The following is a 17811-nucleotide window of genomic DNA, read 5'->3' as shown; positions in this document are numbered from 1 at the left end:
TGAACCGTTGCGAAGGGTATGGCTAAATCGTGAGTGACACCGCCGTCAAGAAGAAGTGCCTGCCGGTCTATCTCGTGGTGGACACGTCCGGCTCGATGGAGAAGCACACCGACCTGCTCAACAAGACTGTGCAGCGCGTGGTCACCAACGTGGCCGACAGCCCCCGGGTCGCCGAGTTCGCGCATGTCTCGATCATCACGTTCAACACCGGGCCGCACGTCGTTCTCGAGATGACGAGTCTCGACGACATGACCCACCTACCGCAGCTCGCCTGCACCGGGGTGACCAACTACGGTGCGATGTTCGCACTGGTCCGGCAGCGCATCGAAAAGGACGTCGCTAAACTGATCGCCGCCGGGCGGGGTGTGCTGCGTCCCGCGGTGTTTATCCTCACCGACGGCGCGCCCAGTGACAAAGATTGGGCCACCCAGTTCAACGCGCTCACCGATGCCGGCTGGAAGCGCCGGCCACACACCGTTTCGTTCGGCTTCGGCAACGCGGTCGAAGCGGTGCTGGCCCGCATCGGCACCAAGGGCGCCTTCGACGCCGCGGTCGACGACACGGCCGCCATCACCAACATGCTCAACACCTTGCTGCACACGCTGGTCCAGTCGGCGCAGGCCGAGGCCCTGCGGATCCCGACGACGGTGCCCGGCTATCGCAGCATCCCCATTGAGTACATGGAGGAGTGAGCCGGCCTGCGCGGTTCCACAATGCCGTCACCGCCGTTGAGCTGGTCGACGTGGTGCCGGCGGTGGGGCTGGGGCATGATCGGGTTTCGAGCCTGGCTTGCGGCGGTCGACCGGGCTCGGTCCCCGGTTTTGGGCCCCCTTTGAGCGCGCGTATGTGGGGGCCGTCGATCACCGCCCGGGACATGTCCAGGTGACCGGCGGCTCGGAGCTTGGCCAGGAGAAACTTCGTGGAGTCGTTGCCACACCGGCGTCGTTTCAGACCCGCAGCCTGCGCCAGCAGTTCACGGCGGCTCCTCACCCCTCCTCACATCCAGACAGAACGATCCTCACCTCCACCGGATACGCCCACCATCATTTGGTTAGGAGTTCTTAGCCGAGGCGGACAACGAGCTGCGTCCGGTCGAGGTCGTTCCGCATGGGCGCATCGGTCGCCGAGCACGTGACGGTGGCAACGGTGCAGACGGCTAGCCGCCCGTGGCCGTCGGCCTCCAAGGCGACGACCTCGCTCCCGCCGCGCCACCGCAGCTGGGACACGTCGTGGCCGAGGTTGGTGACCGGCCGGGGCGTCCCGTCGCCGAACAGCTCATCAAGCGGGATGAGGGCCGGCGTGCCACCCGCGCCGGGCAGCGCCACCGTACGGCCGTCGGGCGACAAGCTGGACCAGTTGCCATCGAGCACTTTGAGGTTCAGCGCGAACGGGAGGTCGCAGCGCGGCGGATGCACCGCCGCGAACCGCTTCGTCTGGGCGGCGAGGATGAAGCACCTGGTGGTCGGCTCGTAGGTCAGGACTCGGTCGCCGTCGACGCCGAGCACCGATCCGCCTGTTTCGCCTGGTGTTGGCGTGTACGGTTCGCTGGGGTCCCAGTAGTCGAAATCACTCATCCATCCTCGACCCGGAGGCGACCGGGAGCCTCACCGTACCGACCCTGAAAAGGCACTTGATGGCCGCATTCGGAGAACAGCCGAGCGCCCCCGCCAGTCCCGGCCACGTAGGCAGCCCGGCAGGCGCTACCGAGCCGCCGCTAGCCCCAAACCCGCTGCCCCCCTCCCCGTCATCGAGGTACAACATCACGGTCACCGGATCGAAAGGCGTCCAGGTCGGCGACAACAACACGCAGCACAATCACTTCTGACGACGTCGGCCAGGTCGGGAGGCATCCCCGCAAGGTGGTGATCGACGATAGTCGCCTCGTCCTCGACCAAGCGCTCGTGTCCGATTCCGCCGTCGCTGCCCGTGCAGCTGCGATGCGAGCGGGGGCGGCCGCGTTCGAGTCGTTGTTCCCTCCACCTAGGGCACGATGGGTCGACCAGCTCACCCTCTCGGCGCAAACGCTGGCAGGGATCCGCGCGCGCCCGTGCTGCTCGTCCACGGCGCCGAGGACCGGGTCACCCCGCTCGGGACGGCAACCCTGCCCCTGCTCGAACACCTGGCCGATGTCCGTCTGCACGGGCTCGGCCGTTGCGCCGCACGTGCCGGCGGTCGAGCACCCGCACGAGTTCATGCAGCTTCTGTCGTGCTTTCTCCGCCGGGACCGAGGTCACTGACTGCTGCGGCAGGTCCGCAGCCCGTGCCCAAGCAGATCAGCATGAAGCAGGCGTGATCCGCGCGGAAGCCAATAGCGGGCCAGCTCTGCATCGCGGTCGGCCACCGTCAATGCCTCGGCCGTCCCCGCAGAGGTGGTCGACTACCTGGACCACCTGCGGGCCGCCGGGGCACCGGCGGTCGTCGTCGAGGTCGTCAGTCGGCCGGCCGGCGCAGCACGGTCACCGCGAAGTCGGCGCCGTCCCGCCAGGGGCGCAGATCCCACGTGGCAAAGCGGTGCTCCTGGCGCAAGCCGGCGGCGCGGGCGTCGGCGTCGAAGTCGGCGAGCGGGTAACCCCGATCGGTGCCGAAGCCGACCACCACAATCCCGTCCGGGCGCACGTGCGCCGCGATCCGGGACAACACCGCCCGCTCCGTGCCCGGTGCGACGAACGCCATCACGTTGCCCGCGCACACCGCCGCGTCGAACGGCTCCGGCTCGCCCTCGGCGGCGAGGTCCAGCTCAGCGAGATCACCCACCAGCCAGCGGGGACCCGGATGGTCGACGCGGGCCGCCTCGACGAGGGCCGGGTCGGCGTCCACACCGACGACCCGGTGCCCGCGGGTGGCGAGTTCGGCACCCACCCGACCGGTGCCACAGCCGGCGTCCAGGATCCGAGCACGCGGCGGAACCAGGGCATCCAGCAGCCGCGCCTCGCCGGCCAGATCCGCCCTCTCGGCCGCGAGCCGGCGGAAGCGTTCGATGTACCACTGCGAGTGTCCCGGCTTCGTCTCGGTCACCCAGCGGGTCGGCTTGGCCATGCGATCACGGTAACCGCAGGTCCCGCACCCGCTCATCCAGCCCCTAGGGGTCAGCGGAGGCGAGCCTCGCCCGGACCCCTTCCGCGTCTGCGTGGTCGAGGTCGGTGAGGATTGCCAGTGCCCGGCGCCACGCGGACCGCGCCGCGCCCGGCTGGCCCGCGAGCCGGTGGCTGTCGCCAAGGTGGATGAGTGTGCTCGCTTCCGGGTAGCGCTCGCCGAGTGCCCGCAGCCGCACCACCGCCTGCCGGAAACAGGTGACGGCACGCGGGTAGTCACCGAGATGGTGGTACGCGTAGCCGAGGCTGTCCAACGTCGCCGCCTCGCCGCGGCGGTCGCCCAGCCCGCGGAGCAGAGTGAGAGCCTCCTGGCAGGCAGCGACGGCTTGGGCGTGGTCGCCGAGGTGGACCTGGAACCAACCGACCGCGTTGAGGGCGGAGGCTTGCCCGTGCCGGTGGTCCGCCCTGCGGTACAGCGCCAGGGCCTGCCAGGTGTGGTCGAGAGCGACGGCGTACCGGCCCTGCCGTTCCCCGAGGTAGGCGAGGAGATGGTGATCGTGGGCCTGCCCGGCGAGGTCACCGCTGCCGGTGTCGAGGGCGAGGGCGCGTTCGAGGTGTGTGTGAGCGTCGGCGTGACGACCGGTCTCGATGTACGGACGGGCCAGGATCCGGTGCGCGATGGCCGACGCGCGCGGATCGGCGAGCCGGCCCGCGGCGATCGTCGCCGCGTCGCCGGCGGCGAGCTGGTCGGGCCAGCGTCGACTGTGTTCGAGATAGCCGGCCAGGATCCACGCGAGTTGCCAGGCGTGTCGGTGGTACCCGCCGGTCACGGCGTGGTCCACCGCCGCGAGCAGCACCGGAAGCTCGGCGGCGAGCCAGGCACGGGCGGCGTCCGGCGTGCTCAGATGATCCAGCGTGGCGCCCAGCCGGGGAGGTTCGAGGGTGACGGCGTCTCGATAGGGATGCAGGAGCCGGTCCGCGACGCCGGCGGTGTGCAAATAGTGATCGAGGATACGGCCGGTCGCGGCCTCCCGGTCCGGCTGGGTCTCCAGGACGTCGCACAGGCCAGCGGCGTAGGCGCGCAGCAGATCGTGGCAGGCGTACCGACCGGGGGCGGGTTCGGTGAGCAGGTTGGCGCGGGTCAGTCCGGCCAGCAGCGGCGGCACGTCGGGCAACGGCAGCGCGGCGAGGCTGGCCACGGCGGACGCGGTGACGTCCGGACCAGGATGGCGGCCGAGCAGCCGGAACACGCGCGCCGCGGCCGGCGCGAGCGCCCGGTACGACCAGGCGAACACCCCGCGGACGTCGGTGCTCGGATCGCCGGTGTCGAGCAGCCCGAACGCCTGCCTACCGTCGCCGAGTTGCTCGGCCAGCTCGCCGAGCGGCACCCGGCGGGTCGCGGCGTGGGCGGCGACGATGGCCAGCGGCAGCGGCAGCCGGGCGCACCGCGTGATGATCTCGTCCACCGCGTCGGGTTCGGCGGCGATCCGCGCGCTGCCGAGTCGGCGGGCCAGCAGCTGCCGTGCCTCGTCCCGGGTGAGCAGATCGACGGTGACGGATTGGGCGCCCTCGGCGGCGACGAGTCCGGTGAGCGAATCGCGGCTGGTGACCAGGACCAGGCAGCCCGCAGCGCCGGGCAGCAACGGCCGGACCTGCGGGCCGTCGCGGGCATTGTCCAGCACGACAAGCAGCCGCCGACCGGCAAGTTCGCTTCGGTACAGGGCAGCCAGTGCGTCCGGCTCCGGCGGAATCCGCCGCAGTGGCACGCCGAGGGCGTCGAGGAAGCGACGGATCGCCTCGGCCGGCTCCATCGCGGGCTCGGCCGGACCGAAACCGCGCAGGTCGACGTAGAGCTGCCCGTCGGGGAAGCGGTCGGCGACCCGGTGTGCCCAGTACACGGCCAGGGCCGTCTTGCCGACCCCGGCGGTGCCCCCGATCGCCGAGATCACCGCGGTGTTCGCGATGGCGGCGTCGGCCAGCAGCGCGTTCAGCGCGGCCAGCGGACCGGCCCGCCCGGCGAAGTGCCGCGTGGCGGCCGGCAACTGCCGGGGTACCGTCACCAGCCGAGCCGGCGGCGCCGGTCGCGGCGGCGCTGGTGGTGGTGGCGCCGGTGGTGGTGGTGGCGCCGGTGGCCGCTGCCGCGCGGCTTGCTGCAAGGCGTAGTCCACCAGGGCATACCGCGGGCGCCAGAACTCCTCGATCCCGATGGCCACCGACAGCCGGTCCAGCCGGCCACGGTCCTGGGCGTACTGGCGGCAGCCGTCCACCACGCCCCGGACGACCTCCCAGTCGGGCAGCCGTCCGATCCGGCCGTTGACGATCGACCCCAACTGGCTCTTGCCCAGCCGTACCCGCATCGCCAGGCTGCGCAGGCTCGGTCCGCCCGCCTGCAACCGGAGCAGCCGCAGATCGTCACAGAGTTGCCGCAGCAGCAGGCGGCCGTCGTCAACGGACACCGGCGGTCCCCGGCGCTGTCCGGCGCTGTCCGGCGCATCGGACGGCTGTACCGTCGCTACCTGCCACGTTGGCCCCGGTCGTCCGCACCTGTCCATCCCGAACGCCGTCAACGCTATCGGCGAACGAGGATGCCCTCAAGCATCCGACCGGAGTGCCCAGAGGAAGGACGGTCGCGCGTTGATGGCTACTGGAAAACTACGGCGAATCACAGCCACCCTCGGCTTGCTGGCTACGACCATGGTCGCGGCGGTTACCGCAGCGCCGCCGCCGGCCGTGGCCGACGGTACCCGGATCATCTACGGGAGCACGACCTGCTACGGGTCACCGGTGCCTCCGGTCGGGCCGTACCTGGGCGTGGACGGCGGCGGGTGGCCCGGTGCACCCGGCCCCGGATGGCTTCCGATGGACTCCGTCTCACCGTTCAGTCCGACCAACCCGACCAGGACATGGACCAAGGTGATCCCCGCGAGCGCAACCAGCATCAAGCTGGACGTGCGGTGCTACCTGAACTGGAGCGAGTACTACGGCTACGAGTTCTACCCGGAGGGCAGCTGGCAGGGCTCTACCTACAGCCTGACCCCGGGCACCTCGCCGATCAACTCGACCTGGTCCTGCGACCGGAGGCCGGTCAACCCCGGGCCGTGGGTCCGCACCTGCACCCTGACGGCGATCTCGTACAGCTGACCCGAGCCCGACGGTACACACAGTCGTCCGAACAGAGGCCATGCCCATCGATGGGGCATGGCCTCCTCGCCACCTACGCCGGGACTGCCTGCGGATCACTGGCGGCGTCGTGGGCGGCCATGGTCTCCTGCCGGTGGGGTTCCTCGCGCAGGATGGCGCAGTGCAGCCACTCCTCCGGAATGGCGAAACCGTCCACGAGCGTCCGCATGTGCGGACGCAGCTCTCTGAGTAGTCCGTTCACCACGCCGGTGATCGCCTTCGAGCGGGCCGGCGTGAGCCGGGCGTGCTCCAGGAACCATCCCTTGTTGACCTCGATGACGCTGAGCGCGTACAGGTCACAGACCCGGGAGAGCAGCGCCCGGACCGCCGGGTCGGCGGTGCCCTCGATGCCGGCGACGAACGCCTCCAGGGTGACCCGGTCGATGTGCGCGGCGGCAGCGGCCAGGACGTGGTCCTGAACGTCGTTGAAGATGTCGAAGGGACGGTCCTTCTTCGTGGCCGCGCCGTTGCGGAGGCGACGGACCGCGCCGTCGAGGAGGTGGTCCTCGCGGTCCTCGAACACCTTGAGCTGCCAGCCGCGGTCGGTGACGGCAACCTCCTCGTCGCGGCCGGGCACGGCGCTGATCAGCCGTTCGATGACCGACCGCGCGGCGGTGCGTTCGAGCACCATCGCGCGGACCTGCTCGGCGACGAAGGATGCGCGCCCCCAGCCGTCCAACGAGCCGAACTCGTCCCGGTAGCCGGTGAGCAGCCCCTTGGCCACCAGCTGCAGCAGCACCGTGTTGTCGCCCTCGAAGGTGGTGAAGACGTCGGTGTCAGCCTTGAGTCCGGGTAGCCGGTTCTCGGCCATGTAGCCGGCGCCGCCGCACGCCTCGCGGCACATCTGGATGGTGCGGGTCGCGTGCCACGTCTGCGCGGCCTTGAGACCAGCGGCCCGGGACTCCAGCTCCCGTTGCCGATGCTCGTCTACCGGGTCGTCGCCACCCTGCAACTCGTGCAGCGCGGCGACCAGTTCGGCCTGGGCGAAGTGCAACGCGTACGTGGTGGCCAGGGCGGGAAGCAGCTTGCGCTGGTGGGCCAGGTAGTCGTTGAGCAGCACCTCCCGGTCCGCATCGGGAATGCCGAACTGGCGGCGGACGTCGCCGTAGCGCACCGCGATGGTCAGCGCCGACTTGGTGGCCGCCGACGCGGCGCCGCCCACGCTCACCCGGCCACGGACCAGCGTGCCGAGCATGGTGAAGAAGCGCCGTGAGTCGTTCTCGATCGGGCTGGTGTACGTCCCGTCCTCCGCGACCTGGCCGTACCGGTCCAGCAGCATGTCACGCGGCACCGTCACATGGTCGAAACTGAGCCGTCCGTTGTCGACGCCGTGCAGGCCGGCCTTGGGCCCGGCGTCGCCGATGGTCACGCCGGGCAGCGGGTTACCCGCAGCGTCGCGGATCGGGACCAGCCACGCGTGCACGCCGTGCCGCCGCCCGTTGGCGATCAGCTGCGCGAAGACCACCGCCATCCGCCCGTCCCGGGCCGCGTTGCCGATGTAGTCCTTGCGCGCCGCCTCGTGCGGAGTGTGCAGCTCAAAGGTCTGCGTCTGCGGGTCGTACGCGCAGGTGGTGCGCAGCCGTTGGACGTCGGAGCCGTGGCCGGTCTCGGTCATCGCGAAGCAGCCGAGGATCTTGCCCGAGATGATGTCCCGCAGATAGGCGTCGTGGTGCCGTCGGGTGCCCAGGGCTGCGACAGCGCCGCCGAACAGACCCCACTGCACGCCCGCCTTGACCATCAGCGACAGGTCGACCTGCGCCAGCATCTCGCTGGCGACGACCGAGCCCCCCACGTCGGATCTGCCGCCGTACTCGGCGGGGAACGCCGACGCGATCCCCAGCTCGAGGGGAAGTTCGGAGAGCAGTCGAGAGATCCGCTCACGTGCCTGGTCACCGGTCTCGCCGTACACCGGAAGGAAGCGCGCATCGAGGTGCCGCCGGTGCGCGTTGCGGACCTCGGCCCACGGTCCGTCGAGAACCTCCCGCAGGCGAGCGAGGTCGATGTCGCCGGACGCGTGATCGGGCATGGTCACCCCTCGGTTAGCGGACATATGCACACAGTCTGTACCAACCAAGGGTACCGGCCCAAGGCGGTGATCCAGTCGCCGAGAGCACGGTGAGACGGGACACCCTCGACCAATCCCACGAAAGCCGCTGACTGCCATCCCTGCCGAGCGAGGGAGCGCTGAGGTGGTTCCGACCGCGAACGGCCCGGCCGAGGATGCCTACCGATTCGGCAACCAGATGCGCGATTCGATGCCTGTCGATCTGACCGTAGTGGTTTTGTTCGGCGTGCGATACGCTGCCGAACTCCATAGCGTGACTATCGAGCATTTCGGCTGGTCCTCGACGTGTCCGAGGTGCGATCCGAACGCGGTCCGACCGGCGTCGAGGCGTCGTCCGCAAATGCGTGTCCTGGGCTCAGCGCTGCCCTCGGCGTTCGATCACCGTCGCCGTCGGCGCCATGCCGCAGAGCATCTCGAATCTCCCGATCCACACGCTCACAGGGCCATCAGGCTGGATCTGCAGCTGACAGCGCGTGCGGGACCTCGGCATCCAGTACTCGGACTTTGGAATCGCCTATCCAGGAATTGCCGGAGCGGCCCGGCGGCCCATGCCCGGGACGCTGGTCGCGAGTCGGTCGACAGGGGCGGCCACCGTCGTCGGAACGAGGATCGCGAGCATCCTACCCCGACCCGCATCCCGCAGGTCTGCTGTCCATGCCCCGACCATGCAACGTCGCGAGCCGTTAACCCATCAGCTCGATATGTCCGTACGGCCGTGTGACGGCAAGGCTGGACAGCGCATAACAGCGTGCTGATGGTTGTCGGAATTCCCGCGAACGGATGAGGTTCTGCAGGCCATAGCTTGATCGTCGATTTGAGTTGGGGGCGCATGTAGTTTCTGCGGAGAAACCCAGGCAAACTGGACCCCGTTCTCGATCACCCATTTGTCGACCGTCGACGAAAGGCCACGTCAGAGGGCATTCTGTTAGCCACTGGAGGCCGGAACGGTTGCCACCGAAGTGCTCGAAAGTCATGCAAGCTCCTACTGGGACATATCACTGCAAGCAGGCTTCGAAAGGCGGTGGTCCTAGCATTCATGCCATGCCCGCGTCAATTGAAGAGACGACACCCGCATTTTTCGGCGACGACAGTGATCATTGATAGCCTTCGTGACACTTCGCTAGTCCTCGATGGACTGCTAACCGGTCTTCTCCTCATCGGAGGTCAGTACATGGTCCACACCGGGCCTACTCGCCAGCGTGTGACAAGACTCGCCCTCGCCGGGTTGACCGCGCTCGCGGTCGTCCTCGGCAGCCAGACTCCCGGCATCGCCGGACCGCCCACCACGCCCGCCCAGCCGCCGGCCATCCCCGGCCTCGGCGAGGTCGCGAGCCCGAAGCCGGCCCGCCCCGGCCCGCTGCCCAAGAAGTCCGGCACCGTCCGGTTGGATCCGTCCAAGGCGACCGCCCAGGGCCGCAGTCTCGGCGTCCAGGGTCTCAACGACCAGGTCGCGCTCAGGGCGCTGATCGTGGCGACCAACACGGACGATTTCGGCGTACCCACTCTCACCACCATGCTCGACCGGCTCGGTGCCTCCTACGACGTCCTCTACTCGGCGACCGACCCGCTCTCCCCGAGCACGCTGGTGCGTCCGGACGGCGTCGGCAACTACAACGCGATCCTGCTCACCAACAGCATGCTTCTGTACGAGTCCGGTGGCAGCTACATCAGCGGCCTGAGCAGCACGGAGTGGAACACCCTCTGGGCGTACGAGCGCAACTTCGGTGTCCGGCAGGCATCCCTCTACACCAGCTACGGGACCTGGCCGGAGGACCACTGCCTCACCGGCGTCAGTGAGGGTGGGGTCGGGGACACTCCCCTGCCGGTCTCGCTGACGAACGACGGTGCCGCGGTCTTCGACTATCTTGACAGTGCCGCCCAGATCCCCGTGACCCAGTCGTACGTCTACCGCACCGCCATCCGGCCCGGCTGCGCCGCCCAGGCCCTGATGACCAACGGCTCCGACGTGCTCGCCGTACTCACCACCTCCACCGACGGCCGGGAGCGGATCGCGCTGACGTTCACCTCGAACCAGTTCCTGCTCCACTCCGACCTGCTGGTCTACGGTCTCGTCCGGTGGGCGAGCAAGGGCCTGTACCTCGGCGAGCAGAAGCACCACCTCAACGTCGACATCGACGACTGGTTCAACACCTCGGACCACTACCTGGAGAACGGGACCGTCGAGTACACCCCCGGGTTCCAGGTCAGCGGCCACGACACGGTCAACCTCGACGCGCAGCAGACCGCGCTGCGCTCCGCACACCCGCTGGCGGCCGGATTCACCTTCAACATCGCGTACAACGGCGCCGACATCGACCCGTTCGCCGGCAGTACGTGCAGCCCCAACGGTGACGCCACCACCCTGACCGCCACCACCAAGTGCCTCAAGAACAACTTCCGGTGGATCAACCACACGTTGAACCACCCCGAGCTGAACGCGACGAACTACGCCACCTCCTACAGCGAGATCGACGACAACCGGACCGCGGGCATCGCGATCGGGCTCAACCCTCCGAACAGCGTGCTGAAGACCCCCGAGTACTCCGGCCTCGGGGTCTACAACGACGATCCGGACGACGACACCGGCGCGCCGACCGACCACGGGCTGGAAGGGTCCAACCCGGCGCTGCTCCAGGCTGCGGAGGATCTCGGCGTCACCGCCGTGGTGGGCAACATGTCGTTCACCAGCCACAAACCGGCGAACTTCAACGCCGGCATCGTGCACCCGCTGGAGTCGAGCATCCTGGTGGTACCGGCCTGGCCGACGAACATCGCGTACCACACCACCACCCCGGCCGAGCAGACGGTCTTCTACAACTCCTTCTACGGTCCGAACGGACTCTTCCCGTACTGGCCCACCGACCGCACCTACCAGCAACTCCTGGACTACGAGGCCGGGGTGGCGCTACAGCACGTCGCGTCGGGTTCGATCTACGCGCACACGTTCCACATCGCCAACGTGCGCGACTACGGGGCCGGAGAGACCCTGCTCACCGACTGGGTGGACGCGGTGCTGACCAAGTACGAGTCGTACTACTCCGTACCCCTGCTGAACTCGTCGTGGGTGGACATCGCCGCGTACGGCCGGGCGCGTACGGCCCACTTCGCCGCGCTCGACGCCGGGGTCGAGGCGGTCTACGACCGCAGCACCGACACCATCACGGTGACCTCGCCGGCCGCCGGCACGGTCCAACTCGGCGGCGTGACCAGCGCCACCGCGGGTGCCACCACGTACGGCACCGACGTCACCGTCCCGGTGACACTCACGGCCAACACCGCCGTGACGTTCGACGCCGCCCCCCGCCCCTGACCGGGCGGGACATCCGGTGACGCGCAAGTGAACGGGAGCACTCGGTGAGGATCGCACTGGTCTCGGAAGGCACGTACCCGTACGCCATGGGCGGCGTGAGCGTCTGGTGCGAGCAGCTCATCCGGGGCATGCCGGACCACCGGTGGGAGGTCGTGGCGCTCACCGTGGACGGGACCGAGAAGCCGGTCTTCGACCGGCCGGCGAACCTGGACCGGGTGCACTCGATCCCGCTGTGGGGCGGACGGCCGCCGGGCCGCCGCCCCCAGCGGGGGCTGCCGGTCCGGTCCGGGCGGCCCGGCGTGGGGTTCATCGAGTCCTACGAGGTGTTCCTGCGTGCGCTGGTCACCCCGCTGGAGTCGACCCGCTCCCAGGCGGGTGCGGTCAACCGGAGCACCTTCCTGCTCGCCCTGCGCGGCCTGTTCGAGTACGCCACCGACGGTGGCGACCTGAGCGGGGGCATGCTCTCCAACCAGGCCCTGGGGATGATGCTGGACGCCTGGCGCAGCCTCCGGGTCGACGAGGCCGGGCCCGCGCTCACCGTCGCCGACGCGCTGGAGGCGGCCTGGCTCATCTCGCACATGATGCGGCCGCTGAGCATGCCGCCGGTCCGGGCCGACATCGTGCACTCGTCGATGAACGGCCTGGCGATGCTCGTCGGGATGGCCTCGACCTGGGCCTACGGAACCCCGCTGGTCCTCTCCGAGCACGGCATCTACCTGCGGGAACGCTACATCTCGTATCTGCACGACAAGGCGCCGCACCCGGTGCGGGTGTTGGTGTTGAGCTTCTTCCGGTCGCTGGCCGGCGCGGCCTATCTCATCAGCCACGCGCTGGCGCCGCATTCGCAGTACAACCGGCGCTGGCAGTTGCACAACGGGGCCGACCCCGAGCGGATGTGGACGATGTACAACGGCGTCGACCCGGACGAGTTTCCTCCGGCCGTCGGCGAACCCGAGACGCCGACCATCTCGTTCATGGGTCGCATCGACCCGCTCAAGGACCTGCACACCCTGATCCGGGCTTTCGCGCTGGTCCGCGCGGAGATTCCGAACGCCCGGCTGCGCATCTTCGGCGGGACGCCGGCCGCCAACCAGGTCTACCACGCCAGTTGCCAAGCCTTGATCGACGAACTCGGACTGGCCGGGCACGCCACCCTGGAGGGGCGGGTCGGCAGCGCGGTCGAGGCCTACCACGCCGGCAACCTGGTCGCGCTGACCAGCATCTCCGAAGGTTTCCCGTACACCGTGGTGGAGGCGATGGCGTGCGGGCGGCCGACCGTGTGCACCAACGTCGGTGGCGTCGCCGAGGCGGTCGGTGACACCGGAATCGTCGTCGCGCCGCGGGACGTACCCGCCGTCGCTGCCGCCTGCGTGAAGCTGCTGCACGACCGGGAACTGCGACTGCGGCTCGGCGCGGTCGCCCGGGCCCGGGTCCTGGAGAGGTTCACGCTGCAACGTTCGCTCCAGGCGTACCGCGACATCTACGAGCGGCTCGTCGCGCAACCGACGGTCTCCGCGCCGTTGGCTCCGCCACGCGGCCAGGCGCAGGGCCGGGTCAGGGTTCCGGACCACAGGATCCGGCCCGGGGTGGCCACCGTCAACGCCCGGCTACCCCGGCAGCGCGACCGGGAGACACCGGAGCGGCCCAACGCGGCGCCGGTTCCGCGTCGTGCCCCGAGCCCGTCCGGTTGGCCCGGGCGGCCGGCGTCGGCGGGTCCCGCCGGCGAGCCGATGGACGAGACACCTCGACTCGTCGGCGAGTCGCGATGACGTCCGGCGACCGGACCGTGCCGACCTCCCCCGACGACGACGCCGACCCGACCCGGCGACGCGGCGGCACGGTGACCGCCGAGGCGGCACCGGCGCACGGCGACGCCCAGCCACGCGAGACCGAACGCACGATCCTGCTGCCGAGGATCTCCACCGATCCGGTGGACGACCTGGTCGAGCGGGTCCGGCCCCGGCTGGGCCGGGTGGTCGACGCGCTGCAGGTCGCCGCCGCGCTGGAGGCCGACGGGCACACCGACCGGACCGCGCAGGTCGAGTACGGCTACGCCGACGTCTTCAGACTCGCCTCCGAGGTGTTCTGGCGGATGGGGCCGCCCTCGCCGGTCGACGACCAGGCGGGCACGTCGGCGACGACCGGCGCGCACCGGTGGGACGGCCTGCGAACGATCGCGCACGGGCCGCTCTACCTGCTGCCGGGCGTGGCGTTCCCGGCCGTGCTGACGGTCGTGGGGCGGCCGGGTCTGGTACTCGGACTGGTCCTGGCCGGCACACTCGGCTGGATCTACTCGGGCGTGGCCGCGTACTCGGCGTACCAACTGCTCGGCCAGCGCCGGGCGCGTTCGGCGAGCCGGATACTGCGGATGGCGGCGCTGACCGGTCCACTGCTCGGCGTGGTGCTCGGCGCGGCGATGCTGCCGTACGGTGGCCTGCCGCTGGCCGTGATGATGGTCGGCCAGCTCGCGTACCAGATGGCCAGCACGCTGCTGATCTTCTACCGGCGGGAGTCCTGGCTGGCCGTGGCGATGTTTCCCGTCGTCCTGTCCGGCACGGCCTACCTGGTCGTCGGCGGGACGGCGCTGCGCCGGTCGGCAGTGGTGGCGGCGGCGGTCTGTGTGCTGGCGACGCTCGCCGCGGCCCTCTGGGCCGCCCGGCCCACCACCACCGCCGAGGAACCGGCGTCCCGGCAGCCGCTGTGGCCGGAGGCGTCCGTGCTGCTCGGCGTCGCCGGCTACGGCCTCTGCTCGGCCGCGCTGCTCTTCCACGCCCAGGTGCCGTACCTGTTGGGCCGGTTGGACATCGCGGCGGCCGCGATGCCGCTGTTCGTGTCGATGGGCTTCGTGGAGTGGCGGACCAGCCGGTTCCCGGCGATCGCGATCGCGTTGACCCGGCGCGCCCGCCGGCCGGGCGAGTTCGTCGCCGCGGTCTGGCGCATGATCGGCCGGGACGTCGCGGCCTGCCTCGCGGTGCCGGCGGTGCTCGGGGCGGCGCTGCTGGCCGGCCTCTGGAACGCGGGGGTGCTGTCGGCCGCCGGCACGGTGATGACGGTCGCGCACGTCGCGCTCGCCGGCGCCTACTACCTGGCGTTCCTGCTGGCCGGACGTGGGCGGTACGGCTGGCTGTGCCTGTCCATCGCGCTCGTCGTCGCGCTGCACGTCGGGGTCGGCGCGCTGCTCGGTGCCGCACCCGTGCTCGGGCAGGGTGACGCCGCGCTCGTCGACACCTCGCTCTACCTGGGCAGCATCGTGCTGCTCCAGGCGCTGTTCGCGCTCGGTCTCGTTCCGGTGATCGGGCAGGTCCGGCACTACCGGTAGTTCACTCGGCCCTTGGGGAGGTCAGGTTGCACGCGGTGATCCTCGCAGGCGGCAAGGGAGTGCGGTTGCGGCCGTATACGACGACGCTACCCAAACCCCTGATGCCGATCGGTGACAGCCACTCGATCCTGCAGATCGTGCTCGACCAGCTCGCGTCGCGCGGGTTCACCTCGGTGACCCTGGCGATCAACTATCTCGGCCAGTTGATCCAGGCGTTCGTCGGAGACGGCCGCCGATGGGGGCTCGACATCGACTACGTGGAGGAGGACCGCCCGCTGTCCACCGTCGGCCCGCTGTTCGCGCTGAAGGAGAGGCTGCCCGACGAGTTCCTGGTCATGAACGGAGACATCCTCACCGACCTGGACTATGCCGACCTGCTGCGCACCCACACGCTCTCCGGCGCCGGGTTGACCCTGGCAACCTCCGAGCGGGTGCACCGGATCGACTTCGGGGTGCTGGACGTGGACGCCGGACGGATCGTCGGATTCCGGGAGAAGCCGGCGCTGCGCTACCCGGTCAGCATGGGCGTGTACGGGATGTCGCGGAAGACGCTCACGCCGTACCCACCGGGACTTCCGCTCGGCTTCGACCAGTTGGTGCTGGACCTGCTCTCGGCGGGCGAGTACCCGGCGACGTATCCGTTCGACGGTTTCTGGCTGGACATCGGCCGCCCGGAGGACTACGACGAGGCGAACCTGACGTTCGCGAAGCTCAAGCCGCTGCTGCTGCCGAATTGTGAGGAGCCCGAACGCGCCACCGCGGCTGCCGTCGGCGAGTGGGCCGACACCGTGCGCTCTGGGGAGCGCGGATGACCCGGGTGCTGCTGTTCGGGGCCTCCGGCTTCATCGGCCGGCACACCCGAGCCGCGCTGGAGTCGGACCCGAGGACCACCGAGGTGATCTGCCCGGGCCGGACGACATTCGATCTGTTCGACGGCGCACCCGACCGACTCGCGGCGGTACTGCGTGAGGTCGCCCCGGACACGGTGGTGAACTGTGTCGGCGCGCTCACCGGTTCCGCCACCCATCTACTCAGGGCGAATACGCTGGTCGCGGTGAAGCTGCTCGAAGCCGTCGGTAGGGCGGCGCCGCAGGCCCGGCTGATCCGGCTGGGCTCGGCCGGCGAGTACGGCGTGGTGGCACCCGGCGCCTCGGTCAGCGAGACCGACCCGGCGCAGCCGGTCAGCGCGTACGGCGTCAGCCACCTGGCCGGGACCCGGCTGTTCCAGCTCGCCGGCGAATCGGGACAGGCCGACGCGGTGTCGGTGCGGGTCTTCAATCCGATCGGCGCCGGGATATCGGAGGAGAACCTGCTGGGCCGGGCGGCCGCACGGATCCGCACCGCGCTGGCCGGCGATGCCCCGGAGATCACCCTGGGACCGCTCTCGGCGTACCGGGACTTCGTGGACGTGCGGGACCTCGCCGCGCTGATCCTCACCCTGGTGTTCGCGCCCGAGCTACGGCACCGGGTCTTCAACGCGGGCAGCGGTCGGGCGGTCACCGCGCGGGAGGCGGTCGAGCTGTTGGCCGCCACGGCCGGCTACCACGGCAGGATCCGGGAGGCCGACGCCGGGCCGCCACGCTCGACCGCGGTCGGCTGGATCAGGGCCGACATCAGCCGGGCCGACGACGAGCTGGGCTGGTCCCCGGTGCGCGACCTGGCGGCGTCGATCAAGGACGTCTGGTCCTCCGGGAAGGCCCGGTGAACCACCGGAGCACGGGCGACGGGGCCCGGCGCCGTTGGCTCGTGGCCGGCCTCGCCGGGATGACCGTGCTGGTGGTGACCGCCGTGTGGGCGCTGGTCACCGGTCGGCCCGATGCCACCCCTCGGTCGGCACCGGCACCCGCCACCGGCACGACGCCGCCGGACGGTGGCCGGCCCGCCTCAGCCGGCACCGCCAGCGCCGGGGCGCGGCCGAGCCGACCGGCCACGACCACACCCGGTGGCGCCGCTGCCACACCGCCCGCACCCCGGACGATCGTCGACTGGGCGTACCAGCTCCAGGGGTACAGCGCCGATGGACTCGACGCGCTGGCCCGTGGCCGGTACCAGCTCGCCGTCGTCGACCTGGCCCGGGACGGACACACCGGCTACTTCACCGCTGCCGAGATCGGCGCGCTGCGCCGCAGCGGCAAGCGGGTACTCGCGTACTTCGAGATCGGCAGCATCGAGAACTTCCGCCCGGAGTACCCGGTGCTCCGGCGCCGCGCCCCGGACCTGTTGGCCAACGAGTGGCCGGACTGGCCCGGTGAGTACTTCGTGCACTACTGGGACGGCCGCTGGTGGGAAAGGGTCGTGCGGCCCCGGGTGGACCAGGCGCTGCGGGCCGGCTTCGACGGGGTCTACCTGGATACGCCGCTGGCGTACGAGGAGATCTCCCTCGACTCCGCCCAGGGTCGTGACCGGGCGCGGCTGGCCGTCGAGATGGCCGGCCTGATCGTCCGGATCAGTGCGTACGCCAAGGCCCGGCGGCCCGGTTTCCTGATCGTCCCGCAGAACTCCCCCGAACTGCGCCAGCAGCCGGGTTACACCGCCGCCATCGACGGCATCGGAATGGAGGAACTCTTCTACCTCGCCATGGACGAGCCGTGCACCCGGGACTGGTGCACGGAGAACCTGGCACACACCCGGGCATTGCGGGACGCGGGCAAGTTCGTGCTCGCCGTCGACTACGCCGTGCGGGCCGATCACGTGCGGGCGGTCTGCGATCGCTATCGCGCCGAACGGTTCGCCGGCACGGTCACCGTCCGGGAGCTCGACCGGCTCACCGCCCCCTGCGGCTGAGTCGCACCGTCCCGGCGAGGCAGTCGCACCGCCGCGACGGCCGAGGGCCGAGCACCACGCATCGGAGGAGTCCGGGCAATCGGACGGTCCAGGCATCGGAGGAGTCCGCGCAGCAGATCCT

Annotated in this window: 12 protein-coding genes and 1 pseudogene; 8 read left to right on the top strand and 5 right to left on the bottom strand. The window is 70.3% G+C overall.

The genetic code is table 11. The annotated features are described in order from the left end of the window. Positions 1-29: 29 nt before the first annotated feature. Positions 30-692 carry a vWA domain-containing protein gene (locus tag ABNF97_RS27710; protein WP_349340331.1) on the top strand — a complete coding sequence of 221 codons (663 nt, stop codon included), beginning with the start codon at positions 30-32 and terminating at the stop codon, positions 690-692. A gap of 84 nt (positions 693-776) precedes the next feature. Here the strand turns inward: ABNF97_RS27710 and ABNF97_RS27705 are convergent. From ABNF97_RS27705 to ABNF97_RS27690, 4 genes and pseudogenes are all read right to left on the bottom strand, one after another. Next, a pseudogene (locus ABNF97_RS27705) lies at positions 777-983 on the bottom strand (IS5/IS1182 family transposase); the annotation flags it as partial. Positions 984-1061: 78 nt separating this feature from the next. Then, positions 1062-1574, bottom strand: coding sequence for a hypothetical protein (locus tag ABNF97_RS27700; RefSeq protein ID WP_349340330.1), 513 nt, complete (start codon positions 1572-1574; stop codon positions 1062-1064). 856 nt (positions 1575-2430) lie between these two features. Further along, positions 2431-3036, bottom strand: coding sequence for a methyltransferase domain-containing protein (locus ABNF97_RS27695; RefSeq protein ID WP_130463375.1), 606 nt, complete (start codon positions 3034-3036; stop codon positions 2431-2433). A gap of 43 nt (positions 3037-3079) precedes the next feature. Then, positions 3080-5488 carry an ATP-binding protein gene (locus ABNF97_RS27690; protein WP_349340329.1) on the bottom strand — a complete coding sequence of 803 codons (2409 nt, stop codon included), beginning with the start codon at positions 5486-5488 and terminating at the stop codon, positions 3080-3082. A gap of 403 nt (positions 5489-5891) precedes the next feature. Between ABNF97_RS27690 and ABNF97_RS27685 the strand changes: the two genes are divergently transcribed. Continuing rightward, positions 5892-6173 (top strand): hypothetical protein, encoded by a 282-nt coding sequence (locus ABNF97_RS27685; RefSeq protein WP_130463377.1) that lies wholly within the window; start codon positions 5892-5894, stop codon positions 6171-6173. Positions 6174-6246: 73 nt separating this feature from the next. On the opposite strand, the gene ABNF97_RS27680 is transcribed toward ABNF97_RS27685, so the two are convergent. Beyond that, entirely contained in the window at positions 6247-8238 is a 1992-nt protein-coding gene (locus ABNF97_RS27680; protein ID WP_349340328.1) for an acyl-CoA dehydrogenase family protein, read from the bottom strand. A gap of 1240 nt (positions 8239-9478) precedes the next feature. Between ABNF97_RS27680 and ABNF97_RS27675 the strand changes: the two genes are divergently transcribed. From ABNF97_RS27675 to ABNF97_RS27650, 6 genes are read left to right on the top strand one after another with little or no spacing between them, the layout of a single operon-like run. Further along, complete coding sequence (locus ABNF97_RS27675; protein WP_130463379.1) at positions 9479-11587, top strand: Agd3-related carbohydrate-binding protein; 2109 nt, start codon at positions 9479-9481, stop codon at positions 11585-11587. Between the two features lie 44 nt (positions 11588-11631). Then, entirely contained in the window at positions 11632-13356 is a 1725-nt protein-coding gene (gene pelF / locus ABNF97_RS27670) for a GT4 family glycosyltransferase PelF (protein WP_130463380.1), read from the top strand. Next, the gene (locus ABNF97_RS27665; protein ID WP_349340327.1) at positions 13353-14906 is read left to right on the top strand and encodes a hypothetical protein; all 1554 of its coding nucleotides are present in this window, start codon (positions 13353-13355) and stop codon (positions 14904-14906) included. Before pelF ends, ABNF97_RS27665 begins: the two co-directional genes overlap by 4 nt. Before the next feature lie 35 nt (positions 14907-14941). Further along, on the top strand, positions 14942-15718 hold the full coding sequence (locus tag ABNF97_RS27660; RefSeq protein ID WP_349340326.1) for a sugar phosphate nucleotidyltransferase: 777 nt from the start codon (positions 14942-14944) through the stop codon (positions 15716-15718). Next, entirely contained in the window at positions 15715-16611 is an 897-nt protein-coding gene (locus tag ABNF97_RS27655; RefSeq protein ID WP_349340325.1) for an NAD-dependent epimerase/dehydratase family protein, read from the top strand. Before ABNF97_RS27660 ends, ABNF97_RS27655 begins: the two co-directional genes overlap by 4 nt. Further along, on the top strand, positions 16608-17690 hold the full coding sequence (locus ABNF97_RS27650) for a glycoside hydrolase family 191 protein (RefSeq protein WP_349340324.1): 1083 nt from the start codon (positions 16608-16610) through the stop codon (positions 17688-17690). The genes ABNF97_RS27655 and ABNF97_RS27650 overlap by 4 nt, the downstream gene beginning before the upstream one ends. Positions 17691-17811: the final 121 nt, after the last annotated feature.

This window comes from Plantactinospora sp. B6F1 (assembly GCF_040120695.1).
In the GTDB taxonomy this organism is placed as follows: Bacteria; Actinomycetota; Actinomycetes; order Mycobacteriales; family Micromonosporaceae; genus Plantactinospora.
This window is presented reverse-complemented; position numbering and strand designations above follow the sequence as displayed.

What these genes read in the sequence shown, in the direction of transcription:
- ABNF97_RS27700 (WP_349340330.1), bottom strand. Translation starts at nt 1,574, where the DNA reads ATGAGTGATTTCGACTACTGGGACCCCAGCGAACCGTACACGCCAACA.
- ABNF97_RS27695 (WP_130463375.1), bottom strand. Translation starts at nt 3,036, where the DNA reads ATGGCCAAGCCGACCCGCTGGGTGACCGAGACGAAGCCGGGACACTCG.
- ABNF97_RS27685 (WP_130463377.1), top strand. Translation starts at nt 5,892, where the DNA reads ATGGACTCCGTCTCACCGTTCAGTCCGACCAACCCGACCAGGACATGG.
- ABNF97_RS27680 (WP_349340328.1), bottom strand. Translation starts at nt 8,238, where the DNA reads ATGCCCGATCACGCGTCCGGCGACATCGACCTCGCTCGCCTGCGGGAG.
- ABNF97_RS27665 (WP_349340327.1), top strand. Translation starts at nt 13,353, where the DNA reads ATGACGTCCGGCGACCGGACCGTGCCGACCTCCCCCGACGACGACGCC.
- ABNF97_RS27655 (WP_349340325.1), top strand. Translation starts at nt 15,715, where the DNA reads ATGACCCGGGTGCTGCTGTTCGGGGCCTCCGGCTTCATCGGCCGGCAC.